The sequence below is a fragment of the Paenibacillus sp. FSL H7-0331 genome, assembly GCF_001956045.1.
The window spans coordinates 14753-29627 of the sequence record NZ_MRTH01000040.1; the positions used below are offsets into that span (position 1 = coordinate 14753).

General features: G+C 44.0%; 11 protein-coding genes. 1 reads left to right on the forward strand and 10 read right to left on the reverse strand.

The window, feature by feature from the left end; all coding sequences use genetic code 11:
- Window positions 1–10: 10 nt before the first annotated feature.
- The 8 genes from BK127_RS34380 to BK127_RS34415 all read right to left on the reverse strand — a co-directional run bounded on the left by BK127_RS34380 (window position 11) and on the right by BK127_RS34415 (window position 11260).
- The gene (locus BK127_RS34380) at window positions 11–1006 is read right to left on the reverse strand and encodes an N-acetylglucosamine kinase (protein ID WP_076236783.1); all 996 of its coding nucleotides are present in this window, start codon (window positions 1004–1006) and stop codon (window positions 11–13) included.
- Window positions 1006–2514: an argininosuccinate lyase gene (gene argH, locus BK127_RS34385; protein ID WP_076236785.1), complete on the reverse strand. Its 1509-nt coding sequence runs from the start codon at window positions 2512–2514 to the stop codon at window positions 1006–1008. The genes BK127_RS34380 and argH overlap by 1 nt, the downstream gene beginning before the upstream one ends.
- Window positions 2501–3280, reverse strand: coding sequence for a creatininase family protein (locus tag BK127_RS34390; protein WP_076236788.1), 780 nt, complete (start codon window positions 3278–3280; stop codon window positions 2501–2503). Before BK127_RS34390 ends, argH begins: the two co-directional genes overlap by 14 nt.
- A 71-nt stretch (window positions 3281–3351) precedes the next feature.
- Complete coding sequence (locus tag BK127_RS34395; RefSeq protein WP_372237401.1) at window positions 3352–5904, reverse strand: NEW3 domain-containing protein; 2553 nt, start codon at window positions 5902–5904, stop codon at window positions 3352–3354.
- Window positions 5905–6057: 153 nt separating this feature from the next.
- Window positions 6058–7791, reverse strand: a complete 1734-nt coding sequence (locus BK127_RS34400; protein ID WP_076236790.1) for an ABC transporter permease — start codon at window positions 7789–7791, stop codon at window positions 6058–6060.
- A gap of 14 nt (window positions 7792–7805) precedes the next feature.
- Window positions 7806–8888 (reverse strand): ABC transporter ATP-binding protein, encoded by a 1083-nt coding sequence (locus tag BK127_RS34405; protein WP_076236793.1) that lies wholly within the window; start codon window positions 8886–8888, stop codon window positions 7806–7808.
- A gap of 57 nt (window positions 8889–8945) precedes the next feature.
- Window positions 8946–10058 carry an extracellular solute-binding protein gene (locus BK127_RS34410; RefSeq protein WP_076236796.1) on the reverse strand — a complete coding sequence of 371 codons (1113 nt, stop codon included), beginning with the start codon at window positions 10056–10058 and terminating at the stop codon, window positions 8946–8948.
- 23 nt (window positions 10059–10081) lie between these two features.
- Window positions 10082–11260 carry an ROK family transcriptional regulator gene (locus BK127_RS34415; RefSeq protein ID WP_076236799.1) on the reverse strand — a complete coding sequence of 393 codons (1179 nt, stop codon included), beginning with the start codon at window positions 11258–11260 and terminating at the stop codon, window positions 10082–10084.
- A gap of 421 nt (window positions 11261–11681) precedes the next feature.
- On the opposite strand from BK127_RS34415, the gene BK127_RS34420 reads away from it, so the two are divergent.
- Window positions 11682–12122 (forward strand): GNAT family N-acetyltransferase, encoded by a 441-nt coding sequence (locus BK127_RS34420; protein ID WP_083689818.1) that lies wholly within the window; start codon window positions 11682–11684, stop codon window positions 12120–12122.
- Between the two features lie 116 nt (window positions 12123–12238).
- Here the strand turns inward: BK127_RS34420 and BK127_RS34425 are convergent, their stop codons facing one another.
- Together BK127_RS34425 and BK127_RS34430 are read right to left on the reverse strand one after the other, a co-directional pair.
- Complete coding sequence (locus BK127_RS34425) at window positions 12239–14440, reverse strand: MerR family transcriptional regulator (protein ID WP_076236804.1); 2202 nt, start codon at window positions 14438–14440, stop codon at window positions 12239–12241.
- A 226-nt stretch (window positions 14441–14666) separates the two neighbouring features.
- Window positions 14667–14873, reverse strand: coding sequence for a twin-arginine translocase TatA/TatE family subunit (locus BK127_RS34430; RefSeq protein WP_076236807.1), 207 nt, complete (start codon window positions 14871–14873; stop codon window positions 14667–14669).
- Window positions 14874–14875 lie beyond the last annotated feature (2 nt).

Consider the following 14875-nt stretch of genomic DNA (forward strand, 5'->3'; position numbering starts at 1 on the left):
AACTCCTTGCCTATGTTTCTGATTGATGGAATGTGGACTTCAGATAAGATAATCCCATCGCCATAACACCGTAAATAGGGTCTTTCTTTGCCGTATCCAGCTGAGCCAACGGAGCAAATTCTTTAAGCTTGTGGATTAAAATATCACCAACGAGGTTTTCGTTTTGCAAGACGCCACCCTGTAAGATCATCGTAAACGGTTTATCCATTAATTGCAATTGCTTAATGACTGCACGGACTCCGAGAAATAATTCATGACCGGCATCAGTCAAAATATTCACAGCTTCCTGATCACCCGCGGACGAGGCCAGGCTTACCAAACGGGACAGTTCTCCTAATTTTTCTACTGAATAATCCGAGCTGTACACCCAGTTAAATAAGTCCTCTGCATCGCTCATGCCCAAATGAGGGAAAATCCATTCTCCGAGTCTTGTCGCCTCCCCTCTTCCGTCATGAGCTTTAAGAATAGCTTTGACCGCTTGTTTACCTATCCAATAGCCGCTGCCTTCATCTCCCACCCGATGACCCCATCCGCCGGCTCTCGAGGTTTCACCGCGTTCATTGATACCGAACACAATCGATCCAGTACCAGCGATGACAAGTATTCCCGGTTGTCCCGCTGTCGCCCCTAACAATGCCGCAAATCCATCATTTTCTACGACTAAATGCTTAACCTGAATATGCAGGTGCTTCAGAACTTCTTGCACCATGCCCATAATAATTTGCCTGTCATAGGCCGTATCCAGCCCTGCCAATCCAAACACTGCACATTCGATTTCGATTTCCGAATCATTCACGGAAGCTCCAGCGCCTTTTCTTAAATCCACTATTGCTTCCTGTATGCCGCTGATTAATTCCAGCACGACAGCGTCCCTGCCAATCCCTTGATAATTACAAGAACCTGCCTTTCCCTGTCCCAACGTATTGCCCATTGCATCCATGAATACGACAAGACACTTCGTTCCTCCCCCATCAATGGCAAGTAGAGGAATTATCAATTTCCCCATCAGGCTTCACTCCACCCATGAATCACTTGGTCCAGATGTTGAAGGGCACGCTCATTGTTCCCCCGGGTTTCTTGCAGCCATTGAAGATGAGACGATTGCTGGGTTTTCCGCTCTTCGATCATTCGCTTCATTTCCTTTGGACTTGGGCCACCCGGTAAAGAACGGATTTCCACAAAATGGATAGGGTCCAATGCCTTGCGTAACGTATCCACTTGTAATGACACATCGCGCCCGATCACCTGCTGAGCGATTTCGTTAACCAAAGGCAATGTAATCTCATTAGCTGCCAGCCCGTCAGATAGTGCCTTTTTCACAACGCCACTGACAATATGATGAGCTTTTCTAAAAGATAAACCATCCGTTCTGACCAAGGTGTCAGCCAGTTCTGTGACAGTTGCAAAGCTTTTTTGTGTACGCTTGAGAAGTACCTCTTTGTTTACTTCCATCGTTCCGATCACAGCCGCCAATAAACGATACATTTTATCCATAATATCCATACTTTTCCATGCATAAGGCTGCATATCGTCTTCTGTATCTACAATATCACCGAATGGTGTATTATGAATCATCGTCAAGACCGTGTTCGTATTTCCCACGCAGCTGGATAATAAAGCACGCATATGTTCCAATGAAACCGGGTTCCGCTTTTGCGGCATGATCGAGCTGATTTGGACATAAGGAGCCGCTACCTTTAACACAGCAAACTCTTGGGTACACCATAATAAAAGATCCTGTACGACCCGCCCCAAATTGATCGCCGCCAGTTGAATGGTCGTTGCAACTTCACCTAAATAATCAGCTCCGCTAATCGCATCATACGAGTTTTCGATAAGCTCATCAAAGGCCAATAATTCCATCATCTTGTCCCGGCTAACAGCAAAACCGGATGTGGTCAATGCTGCTGCTCCCATGCTGCTCCGATTACAATTGGCATAGGCCGCCATCATACGGCGAATGTCTCGGTTCAATGAATCGACTACCGCCATGATGTAATGAGCGAGTGTCGTAGGCTGCGCTTGCTGCGTATGGGTATAACCAATCATGATCGTTTCCACATGATCCTGAGCAAACAAAAGCAGATGTTCCTTTAAATGAAGGGCAGAGGAAAGAGTGATCAGTAATTTCTCTCTCAGGACCATCCGGTAAATGGAGATGCCCATATCATTGCGACTTTTGGCAAGATGCAGATTGCCAGCAACATCACCTGCTAGCTGCAGCAGTTGATCCTCCACTTGGAAGAATAGATCCTCGAATTCGCCCGTATAGCTGGAGGTCCGCAGAGCCTCCAAATCAACCTTTTGGATAGCTTTGGCTATTTGCTGCGAGTCGTCTTCAGTGATCAATCCTTGCTCCTGGAGCATAATTAAATGTGCTTTATTGATTGCCATCATGGGGCCTAATAAATGCTCCTTGGCCTCGTTAAATGCTGGCTCCAATACGACTTCTGTATACGTCTTCCCAGGAAAGGAGGTTCCTTCCGTATTCATTAATTTTTCACGATATCCCATGCTGATCTTCCTCTCCGTTTGTTCCATTTCTCATTTCCAACCATTTTTTGATAAGCTTATTCATATTTTGGGCTGCTTCATCCACAATGAATTGGCCAGCCTCCAGGGATGTTTGCTGAATTCTCCCTGTATAGCCATCCCAGCCTTGTGGCGTTCCTTCCACTAATACATAAGGTAAGGAGGATAAAGGAGGGCATGAATCTAATTCCAAATCCGATTCCTGTACGGAAACCAATTCAGGACAAAAGGCTTTGACGGCAGACATTTCGTAGGGACCACCATGCCCCCTCCCCGCGGTTCCTTGAAAAATACCCATTTGCTCCGTAAATTGAATAGTTGCCATCTGCCACCAGTTGATTAAGAGAAAGCTTGCATCTCTATATTTACCTGTAACTGACTCTGCAACCGTTCGGGAAGGTCCCATATTGGCATCATGAGCATTTAACAAAACGATATTGCGTATGCCCAACTGACAAATTCCTTCTACGATGTCTGATAAATAGTCTATGAAGACAGATGGACGAACAGATACCGTACCTGAATAGTGTTGGGTTTTCCCGGGACAAGAAGTGAAGGGGATCGTCGGATAGATTAAAGGCCCCAGCGCAGGATCAATCCGCTCCCCAAAACCCTTTGCCAAAATAATATCGGTTCCGAGTGGGGAGTGCGGACCATGATATTCCACAGATCCTAAAGGAACCACCGCAAATTGTACCCCTTCCATTACCCGACTGATCTCTCGCCCGTGAACGTTTATTACATTCATATTCCCCTTAAACCTCCGCATCTTGGTACATTTGGAGGGACCTGCAGCAGGCCCTCCAAATGAAAACTTGATTATTGCTTTTGGCTAATCATATTGACGAACATTCGGATCGAGCCTGGAACCAGCGATGGAATTTCGCGATACCAAACCAACGTGCTGTATGTGTATATGCCTTTTCCGTATGGTGCAGTTAAGAAGGTGCCCGTAAATTCCTTTTCTCCCGGATCTCCGTTAGAAATCAACTCGGTATACTCCTTGCCCCATTCTGAAGGATTGTAGGCGGAACGATCTTGAATCCAATTGTTCCAATCTGCTGCCTCAATTTTGTTCGGATAATTAAACATCGAATGATCCGGCGCCAGCATCGTCACTTTAGAACTCTCATCAGTGACTCGCCATTGTATAAGCGGCTCCCCGATCTTGATCGGATAAGGTGCGAGTTCCGGCTTCCATTTGTCTTCCGGCTTATGGTATTGAACAACAAGGTTCCCCCCGTTTTTCGCATAATCCAATAACCGCTGATTGCTTGGAATTAATTCCGGACGGAATGCGTATGCACGAATGCCAAGAACGATCGTATTGTATTGGGATAAGTCCCCAAATTGAATATCCTTCGCTTCCAGCTTCACGACATCAACACCCAATTGACGCAAATACTGATCAATATTGTCAAATCCACTGGATACATAACCCACTTTCAGGTTTTGAGGAACTGCCAGATCGAAAGCCTCGATTTTGAGCTCCGCAGGCTGAATCAGGTATGTTTTGCCGATATGTGGATATTCGATCACTTGAGCGCCTCGTGTGCTTTCAACATCCCCACTCTTAGCGACTGCCATTATCGAGTATTTGCCTGTTTCTACATGAGAAGAGGCTTTAACCGAAAAGGCAACCGATTTGGTTTCGCCCTTGGATGCAAAGTTTACTTCTTCTACTGCTGGCTCAACCGTCCATCCTTCCGGTACATTTAATGAAATAGCTGTCTTGGATGCACCTGGTGTATAATTGCGTACCGTTACTTTCACCGGAATCGGTTCTTCCGTCTTCAATGTATTTAATACCGTCGCGCTTGGACTGAGTGACATTGAATACGGAGGTAAAATAGCAACTGCATTCTGCGGAGTCACTTTTAACTTACTCACCGTATCAAACGCTTGATAGGCTACATCGGCATTAAGAATAGAAGCGTCATACGGCTTAAACTCTGCTGCGTTTTTAGGTATAGTCACATCAAATGTAGTCGAAACCGTCTGGTTGTAGCTAATACGATCAAAGCTATCTGCTCCCGCTGGTGTCGCTGTCCAGCCTTCAGGAACATTCAAACCTAAGCGGATTTTAGTCAATTCCACGGAACCGCCATTAAAGGCAGAAACCACGACTTTAGTCGTTTGGCCCGCTACCAGCTCACCTGTAGCTGGCGTCACCTTGGCAACTACAGATGCTGCTTCCATACTGGCTTTATTCAATTGTCCTTCTTTAACATGAAGTCGATATAATAAGTCCTCTTTGGTTGCTTTGTTCAGGTCAGATGCATTTACATCATTTAAAACATTTTGAACATCTGCTTTCATTTCATGCACTTCGCGAACAACCTTGGCAAAGGTTGGATAGGCTGCAATCACCTTATCCGCATCTTGTTGAAGCACGCGCAAACCCTTGGTCACTTTTTTGTCCTTATCCACGGATTCAATTTCTTTGGCCAAATCCTCAAAGGAATAAGCAATCCCATCGAAGAAGTTGTCTTCTTTATCCTTGGACTTAACAGTAGCTGCTTCCAGCTTGTAGTAATTACTGAATAAATCCGGTTTCACAGGACCTTCATCATAGTTCTTGCCCATGCCTTGGCTTTTGTGCATGAACCGCGACTCTTCCCCAAGCTGTAAATAAGAAGCCCCATAGATTTCATCATAATCGCCTATAGGCACAATTACGCTATAATCCTTGGAATTAGCGGGCAAATACATTTTCTTTACCTGCCATGGCTGCAATCCTTTTTTCAGGTGCTCTGGGTATATATCCGGGTTTGCAGCATCTTTAAAAGCTCGAACCGTAATCACATTGATTGCTCTATGATGTCCATGCGTTGAGTTCTCATTTAAAAATGATGGGATGATGACATCCGGGCGCAATTCACGTATTTTGCGAATCAATCTTTCATACACCACGGAATCTCCCCATTTTTCTAAAGTCTCATCTGGACTTTTGGAAAAACCGAAGTCAAAAATCGCGTCGTTGATGCCTTCACTCAGCATCCCGAGAGTAACATTGGTGACTTTGGAAGCTTCTTGCAATTCACGGGATCTAATAATACCCAGGGCATTACCTAACTCGCTGCCAATTTCGTTTTGCCCGCCTTCCCCTCGATTCGCAATAATGCTGGACGTGTTCACTCCTTTTCCCAGAGTGAGGTACGCAAGCGTAGCGCTATGCTCGTCGTCCGGATGGGCGCCCGTATTCATGGCACTTGCAATGGTCGTAAGCGGTTTGATTGATTTCCATAGATCGGCTATTCCCCGGTCTGCGTGTGCAGGCTGAGTCGCTGCAAATGAGAGCAGTAGACTTCCAGCCATCGCCACACTCGTGATAGTCGCAAACCATTTTGAGACAGACTTCCGTTTTCTCAATCTTACTCCTCCTTGTGTCATCCAATTTTCTTCAACGCAGGAAATCGTCATTTCCTCCGCTATATCATCACGTGGTAGCGAACACTTTAGCCCAGGCTTACGCAGAAAGTTTGCTGACGCAAACTCTTCAGTGTTCCCACGATATGACCAACATTACAAGGCTGTACCTGCCTTATCTCCTGCGATTTTCCTTGAAATGAAGAGAACAATGATGATGAGGATGATTTGCAGTACACCGTACGCACAAGCAGTACCAAATTCAAAGGAATACATTCGCTGAAAAATTTCAACTGAAATCGGAGTCGTTTTACCAGTAAATAAAAGAATTGAAGCGACAAATTCACCAATTCCTTGCACAAACGCCAGCAGCGCTCCGGCAAGAATTCCACTTAGAGCCATCGGAAATACAACTCGGCGGAAGCTATACCACCATGAAGCGCCTAAATTGCGGGCCGCCTCTTCTATAGAGCCATCCATCTGCATTAAGGTGGCTGATGTGGAGCGGAACACTAACGGTAAATGACGAACGAAATAAGCAAGCGGAAGCATCCAGAAGCTGCCGATTAATACCTGATTAAAGCTGAATATCGTGGGCTCGCTAAACGCCGTGATCAAGTTCACACCGACCACCGTTCCAGGCAAAGCCCAAGGAAGCATAATGAGCACATCCAGCAACGATTTCCCCTTGAACTTCATGCGGACCATGGCATAAGCAGCTGCCACACCAAAGATGATATTTCCGATCGTTGCGATCGAGCTCATCTTAAAGCTGTTGGCAATCGGGCGCCAGGTCTTACTATCCGTAAACAGCTGCACATAGTGCTTCCATGTATACTCAGGAGGAAGAATTTGTGTGGTCCAGGTTCCGTCTGTGGAGAAGGATATGAGAACCAACACAAGAATGGGCAGAAGTAACACAATAACGCCAAGGAACGAAAGAATCATCGCTACGTATTTGCCTACAGCGCTCTTCACTTCTGTTCGGTGAACACTTACCCCTTTGCTCAAGTTCTGATAATTGCGCAAGCCTTGATACCAACGCATGATCATCAGGAACACGATGGAAACTACGGATAGAATGGTCGATTGTGAAGCTGCCATATCTAAATTCCCATTCGTTCTGGACAAGTAAATTTGCATCGTCATCGTTCGCTCGATTCCAAAAATAAGCGGAGCCGTATAAGAAGCCATCGCAACCATGAATACAAGCAAAGACGAAGCTATTAAAGCAGGTGTCAGCATGGGCAGAATGATTCGCCGCCATACATATATCCGGCCAGCCCCAAGACTGGATGCAGCTTCCTCTAATGAAGGATCAAGCCCTTTGATCGCGGACGAAGCCGTCATATAAAAATAAGTGTACATCGTAAAGGTATGTACCATGAGCACGCCCCAAATGCCTTTTAAGGAAAAAGGAACCTGATCCAGATCAAATAACAGCTTTAACGACCGAGGGATAATGCCGCTTTCCCCGTACAGAAAAGTAAAGGACAAGACACCGACCAAAGGCGGCAGTGCCATCGGAACCATCACCAGTACTGCGAGGATTTTCCTCCCCGGAAATTCGTAACGTTCCAGTAAGAAAGCCATGGCGACACCTACGATCGCACACGTGATTACACTTAAAACGGATATATAGATACTAGTCCACAAGGCTTCGAGATTGGAGGTATGCTCTAAACTAAAAAATTTAATGTAGTTCTTTAACGAAAACTGATCTTCCAGCTGTATACTTTGGAGAAACGTTTGGAACAAAGGATACACCACATAAGCTAAAAGCACTAGAAACAAAGGAGCAACCAGAACATACACAAAATGCCGTGATGTGGTTATAGCTGTCCAAGAGAGAACAGGCTTGGGTGACGGTGATTTCAGTGTTGGTTTCATCATTCGCCTCCCATCTATCCTACAAAATAGATACTTTCTTTCGGAATGAAAAAAGCGATCTCTTCTCCACGTTGGCGAATCCGATGTCCTTGATTAACAAACATCGCTTTCAATTGCATCGTACCGATTTGAGTCATATAATTTACACTTATGCCCGTGAATTCAGAAATCGTCACATTTCCCTTAACCACATTTTCCTGCTGCAGTTCCTCGGAACGCACTTCAAGAACCGATTCCGGGCGTATGGATGCCGTGATGCTGGCACCTACCTCAAGCTTGCATGCTGGCGATGAATGGTGAACCAAACCACGTAATATTAAATCCGGCGCAAAACGTACTACGACCTCATCGCCCTCTATACGTTCTACCGTTCCCTCCCATAGATTGGATTCACCAATAAACGAAGCGACGAAGCGGTTCACAGGACGATTGTATATTTGTTCAGGAGTTCCTATTTGTTGAACGACGCCTCCCTGCATAACCATAATCCGGTCAGACATGGACATTGCCTCGGCCTGATCGTGAGTAACGTAGATCGTAGTTATACCGAGCTCCAGTTGAAGTCTCTTGATTTCCAATCTGGTCTCTTCTCTTAACTTGGCGTCTAAATTCGATAACGGTTCATCCAGCAGCAAAATTTGCGGCTCAATGACAAGCGCTCTTGCCAAAGCGACCCGCTGCTGCTGTCCGCCTGACAATTGATCGATGCGACGATTTCCGTACCCGTCCAAATGGACTTGTTTTTGTGCGCGCTCCACTCTTTGAACAATTTCCGATTTGGAAGTTTTCCTTACCTGGAGACCAAAAGCAATATTCTCAAAAACGGTCATATGGGGAAATAACGCATAGTTCTGAAAAACCATCCCGGTATTTCGTTTATTGGGAGGCAGGTTCGTTACATCCTGATTGCCAAAAAGTATACGTCCGGCACTCGGAAAATAAAATCCGGCTATCATGCGCAGTGTCGTTGTTTTCCCGCACCCGCTCGGCCCCAAAAAAGTAAAAAACTCTCCTGGTTTAATCTCAATATGGACGTCAGCAACTCCCTTTACATTTCCGAACTGTTTGCTTACATGATCCAAAGTTACATCAATCAAACTCGGTTCCCCCTTCGATGGAATTCCGGACGGAGAAGCACCTCCGCCCGGATGAAATTATTTCGAGCCTTTTCCTTTGATGCTTTCATCCCAGTACTGCATCCAATCTTTTTCTTTATTCGCCATTACAGTCCAATCCAGTGTCAGTGGCTTCAATTCGATTCCTTTCAACCAAGCAGGAAGAGAATCTTTGCTAATATCCGTACGGGTTGGAATTTGGTACAATTTCTCCGCTAATTCCACTCTCAGCTTGGAATCAAAGAGGAATTCATAAAACTTTTTGGCAGCATCCATGTTCTTTGCGCCTTTGACTACACCCACGCCATCTACCAGAATAGGAGCGCCGCTTGTTGGATAAATAAAGTCAAATGGTTGTTTCTGCAGTTCTTTCTGGATCATGATATCCTGTAAATTCCATAGGGATAACGTACCTTCTTCACGAGCTAACTTCAGATACAGGTTCGTTGGATCTTGCGCGTACTCCTTCGTGTTGGCATCAAGCTTCTTCAGCCAATCGTAGCCTTTTTTCGGATCTGCAGCGTCTTGACGGTAAATCATCGCGGAATAGATCGTTCTCATCGTACCGGAAGCCAATACACCGCGGATAATGATTTTATTTTTATATTTCGCATCCAATAAATCATCCCAATCCTTAGGCGCATCTTCCTTCTTCAACGCTTTGGAATTGTACATGATAACTTCCGGCAGCAGCATTTCACCATACCAACGGTCCTGCGCATCTTTGTACAAAGCAGGTACTTTATCGGCAAAGCTTGGTTTTACTGATTCCAAAAGACCTTCATTCGCTGCTGTCATAAGTCCTGATTGCGTACCACCCCACCAAAAATCGGCTTGCGGGTTCGCTTTTTCCCCACGTACACGCTCCAACACCTGCTGGGCGCCCATCGTAAGAACCTCTACTTCAACTTCCGGGTTCTTTTCCTTAAATTTAGGCATAATTTCATCAACCACATTCTTATCTCTGGCCGTATAAATGACAAGCTTTTGCTTCTGTGCAGGTTTTGGTGCTTCTGCCGCCGGCTTAACCGGATCTGCCGGTTTCGTCGTACTGGCTGGTGCTGTCGTACTACAAGCTGATACCGCCAGCATCGAGATGCTAAGTACCAGTCCTGTCAACCATGTCGAGCTTTTTTTTGTGGATTTCTTCATGTTTTAATTCCTCCTCTTTAATTTTACCCTCTGGATTTAAGTGTGGATGGGAAAGCTTCCAATACACTGTGGATCGCCCCTATGATCCCGGCTTGATCGCCTAAAGAAGCTAGTTCAAGCCGTGGAACATAAGGCACCCAATCGGTTAACATTTGTTGAATCCTCTGTACGCCATTTTCACCGATATGTATCATTTCCCCACTAAGTATCAATAGTTCTGGATCCATCACACTTGCTATATTGGCAATTCCATAGGCCCAATGTTTATAAATGTCATCTAGAAGCAATCCCGCCTCAACGACTCCCGTATTCGCTTGATCCACAATCTGCTTGATAATACTTGTGCCTTCTTCAATAGAAGGGAGAATGGTTCTGGCCTTCTCACGAATAGCAGGTACTGAATAGTTGTTCTCAAATACCCCATATTCCTCATGACACCGATTGCCAACAGGACCAATTAGCATAAAGCCAATTTCCCCGCTTGCTTCTCGGGTACCGCGAAATAATTGACCATCAATGACGATTCCGGCACCGATACCCGTACCCACATACATATAAACCAGATCGGAAGCACCTTTACCTACACCTTTATGGAACTCGCCCATGGTCATTAAGTTAACATCGTTATCTATAATAACGGGCAAACCCAGCCTATCTTCGATTTCCTTCTGTACAGGCAAGCCCATCCACCCTGTGCTTGGTGAATAGCTAACCGTGCCTTCTCTACGCTTTGTAATCCCCGGCAAACCCAAACCGATACCCAGCAGCCTGCTTTTATCAAATCCACTTTGGGCCAGTACGGTCGCAAGTCCTCTCTCAACACTTTGAATGGCTCCTTCCCCATCCTTGGGTTGAGATAAGCGTGCTGTGTATTGAAATAACAATTCCCCTTTTAAATCGGCAATCGCTAAATGGAGGATACTTCCTTCAAATACAGCACCTACTACACCGTAAGCCTGGAAATTGTATTCCAACAAAATTGGCTTCCTGCCGCCTTTAGACTCCCCGACCCCAACTTCACGAATTAATTTTTCTTGAATCATTTCATCAACCAATGCTGAAACACAAGGTCGACTTAACTCCGTCAGCTTGGCTAAGTCAGCCCGCGACATCCGTGTTCCTTCTTTTAACTGATGAAGTATGCCTTCGCGATTGATTTGTTTAACCAACTTGGTGTTACCCGTTTGACCGCGACCAATCAATTGAATAGTTCACCTCCTTAATTAGTTAAAATGATTAACAAAGTATCTTAACTGGATTATAATGTGAACGGTTACATTTTGTCAATAGGTTTTTAGTATGTTTTACGTTATATTTATGTAATTTTATTTAACATTAAAAAGGATAAAAATAGTATTAATTGATTTAAAATATAAATTACGACGTTTTCATGTGAGGTTTTGTCGCTACTTTTCTGTTAAATGAGTTGCTTATGTGTTATGTTTGTGGTGCTAGATCATAATTTCTTCTGCTTTCGCAACTGGTTTGGAGGCGTTCCTTATCCATCTGATATTGAAAATCTATAGTGCAGCGATCCAGCTTTTTCCGTAGATTATGCCCAGCACCAATGATACAATAACAGATAGTCTGGCTGCGCCGAGGCCGTATTAGGAGGCATTATTGGTGGAAATCACAAAGGTAGATTCAGTTGCACAATTAGCCCAGTGTCTTGAGATTCGAAATCAAGTTTTTGTCGAGGAACAGAAGGTTCCACAGGAGCTGGAAAACGATGAGTACGATGCATCACCAGATGCTTGTGACCATATATTATTGACGTATAACGGAGTCCCGGCAGGAACTGGACGTTGGATAGCCTATAACCAACAGACGGCCAAAATCCAACGTGTTGCTGTATTATCCGAATTTCGTGGTAAGGGACTCGGCAAGGTATTGCTTCAAGGACTGGAAAAGCATGCGAAATTGGCAGGGTATACATGGTGTATATTGGACAGTCAATGTCATGCCGAGTCGTTTTATTCCCAGCTTGGATATAGCACGGTTTCGGAGCAACCCTTTGAAGACGCTGGTATCATGCACGTCCGTATGCAAAAAAAGATTGGATAATTGTCCAATCTTTTTTCTGTTAGTACTCACAAATACATACACATATTCATTAATGAATTAGATGATGGTTCTCCCCACCTCGATAAAACAGATAATCCTGAGTTAAGATATATGGTTTATGAAGTATATTGTGGAGGAAATCCTAATAGTTTTGCAATTCTGGCTACCAGTTCTTGCTGTGAAATCATCATTTGATAAATTTCGTCATATTGTTTGTTACGCATTTCTTCTCTTTTGATGTCTTGCTCTTCAATATCCGTTACTTTTTCTGTGAGTGTCTGCACCGCACTGCGCAGCTCTGTAACTTCTTCAGACATACCATCATAACGTGCGTTCAGCGATTCTGCTGTGGTCAATAATTCATTTTTGATGTCCTGCTCTACCATTTCGGTTACATTTTCTGCGAATGTCTTTATCACGCTGCGCAGTTCCGTAACTTCTTCAGACATATCATCAAACCGTGTGTTCACTGATTCTGCTGTGGCTATTAATTCATTTTTGATATCCTGCTCTACAATTTCGGTTACATTTTCTGTGAGTGTTTGTAGCTCGCTGCGCAGTTCCGTAACTTCTTCAGACATACCATCAAACCGTGTGTTCACTGATTCTACCGTGGCTATTAATTCACTTTTAATGTCTCGCTCTTCAATATCCGTTACTTTTTCTGTGAGTGTTTGTAGCTCGCTACGCAGTTCCGTAACTTCTTCAGACATATCATCAAACCGTGTGTTTACTGTTTCTACCGTGGCTATTAATTCACTTTTGATGTCTTGCTCTACAATATCCGTTACTTTTTCTGTTAGTGTCTGCATCTCGCTGCGCAGTTCCGTAACTTCTTCTGACATATCACCAAACCGTGTGTTCACTGATTCTACCGTGGCTATTAATTCACTCTTGATGTCTTGCTCTACAATTTCGGTTACACTTTCTGTAAGTGTCTGTAGCTCACTGCGCAGTTCTGTAACTTCTTCAAACATACCGTCATAACGTGCGTTCAACGATTCTGCCGTGGCTATTAATTCACTTTTGATGTCTTGCTCTACAATTTCGGTTACGTTTTCTGTGAGTGTCTGTAGCTCACTGCGTAGTTCTGTAACTTCTTCAGACATACCGTCATAATGTGCGTTCAGCGATTCTGCCGTGGCTATTAATTCACTTTTGATGTCTTGCTCAACAATATCCGTTACTTTTTCTGTAAGTGTCTGTATCTCGCTGCGCAAATCCGTCACTTCTTCAGACATACCGTCATACCGTGTGTTCAGCGATTCTGCTGTGGCCAATAATTCATTTTTGATATCCTGCTCTACAATTTCCGTTACATTTTCTGCAAGTGTCTTTATCTCGCTGCGCAGTTCTGTAACTTCTTCAGACATACCGTCATACCGTTTGTTCAGCGATTCTGCTGTGGTTATTAATTCACTTTTGATATCCTGCTGTACAATGTCCGTTACATTTTTTGTGAGTGTCTTTATGTCACTGCGCAGTTCTGTGACTTCATCAGATACGCTCTCATACCGTGTGGTAAGTGTCTGCATAACATTACCTAGTACGGTTACTTTAACGGATACACCGTCATATCGTGTGTCCTGAGATTCTGCAACGGCAATTAATTCACTTTTGATGTCTTGTTCAACAATTTCGGTTACGTTTTCTGTAAGTGTCTGTATCACATTGCGAAGTTCTGCGACTTCTTCTGACACACCACCATATCTTGTATTTAGTAATTCAACTTTGGAAGTAATTTCATTTGTAACATCTTGTTGTAAAACTTCATGTATTTTTCCCGTGAGTACTTGGAGAATATTACGCAGCTCAATGACTTCTTTACTTAACTGAACGTTTGAGCTATCTATAATTGGCGACAAAAGCGTGCCGTACTCCTTAGACGCTATAGTAACCTTTTGAATCATATCCTGTAAATGGTCTTTAACATCCTTGGGTTGTCTGTTAGCTTCTAATTTTTGTTTAAGTATCTCGACAACATTCCGTAGTTCCGTCGTCTCCTTACTAAACGGAATCTCGAGGTTATGAATATTAGGTGTTTCAGAGGTTTCAGGCGTTTCGCTTTCATTCATTTCGGTAACAGCCTGTTGGCGCATTTCCTGTAAATGGTCTTTTATATGCTTAATTGATTTATTGGCATCCCTCATCTTGGAAATGATCTCGAAAATATTTAGTGCTTCTTCTGTGTATCTGAGGGAACCATTCATAACTACAGTCGGAAAATATTCGCGATATTGGTTTGACCAACCAGTAACAGCAGTACGCGTTTTCCCAAGTTTATTGGCGATCTCAGAAAGCTTATAAGTTTTTTTCATTGTATGCTCCTTCGTCCTTTCTTCTTTAAATAATTTTTGTCGTACCATTAGGCTATAGCTGTTTCATTTTATTCAGGACACTATATAAATGACAATGAAAGAAGAAAATAACACCTGGTACACTTACCACAAACCAAAGAGCCCTCTCTGGCTCATTCCTCTAGAGGAATAGCACATAAGAAGGCTTATTGTGAACGACATGTTGTACCAACCTGTTTCGTTTAGATTAAAGCGGCTTAGCCGACAAATCCTTCTCTGCTTTTGGCTCTGGTTCTTCTTTAGTTTCGGATACTAACTCTCTGGCTGATGCTTTAAATTCATGAAGTGTACGACCGACAGCCCGACCCAGCTCCGGCAATTTGGAAGGTCCGAATAAAATGAGTATGACAACAAGAATCATGATAAGTCCTGGAATACCAATATTTTGCAACATAT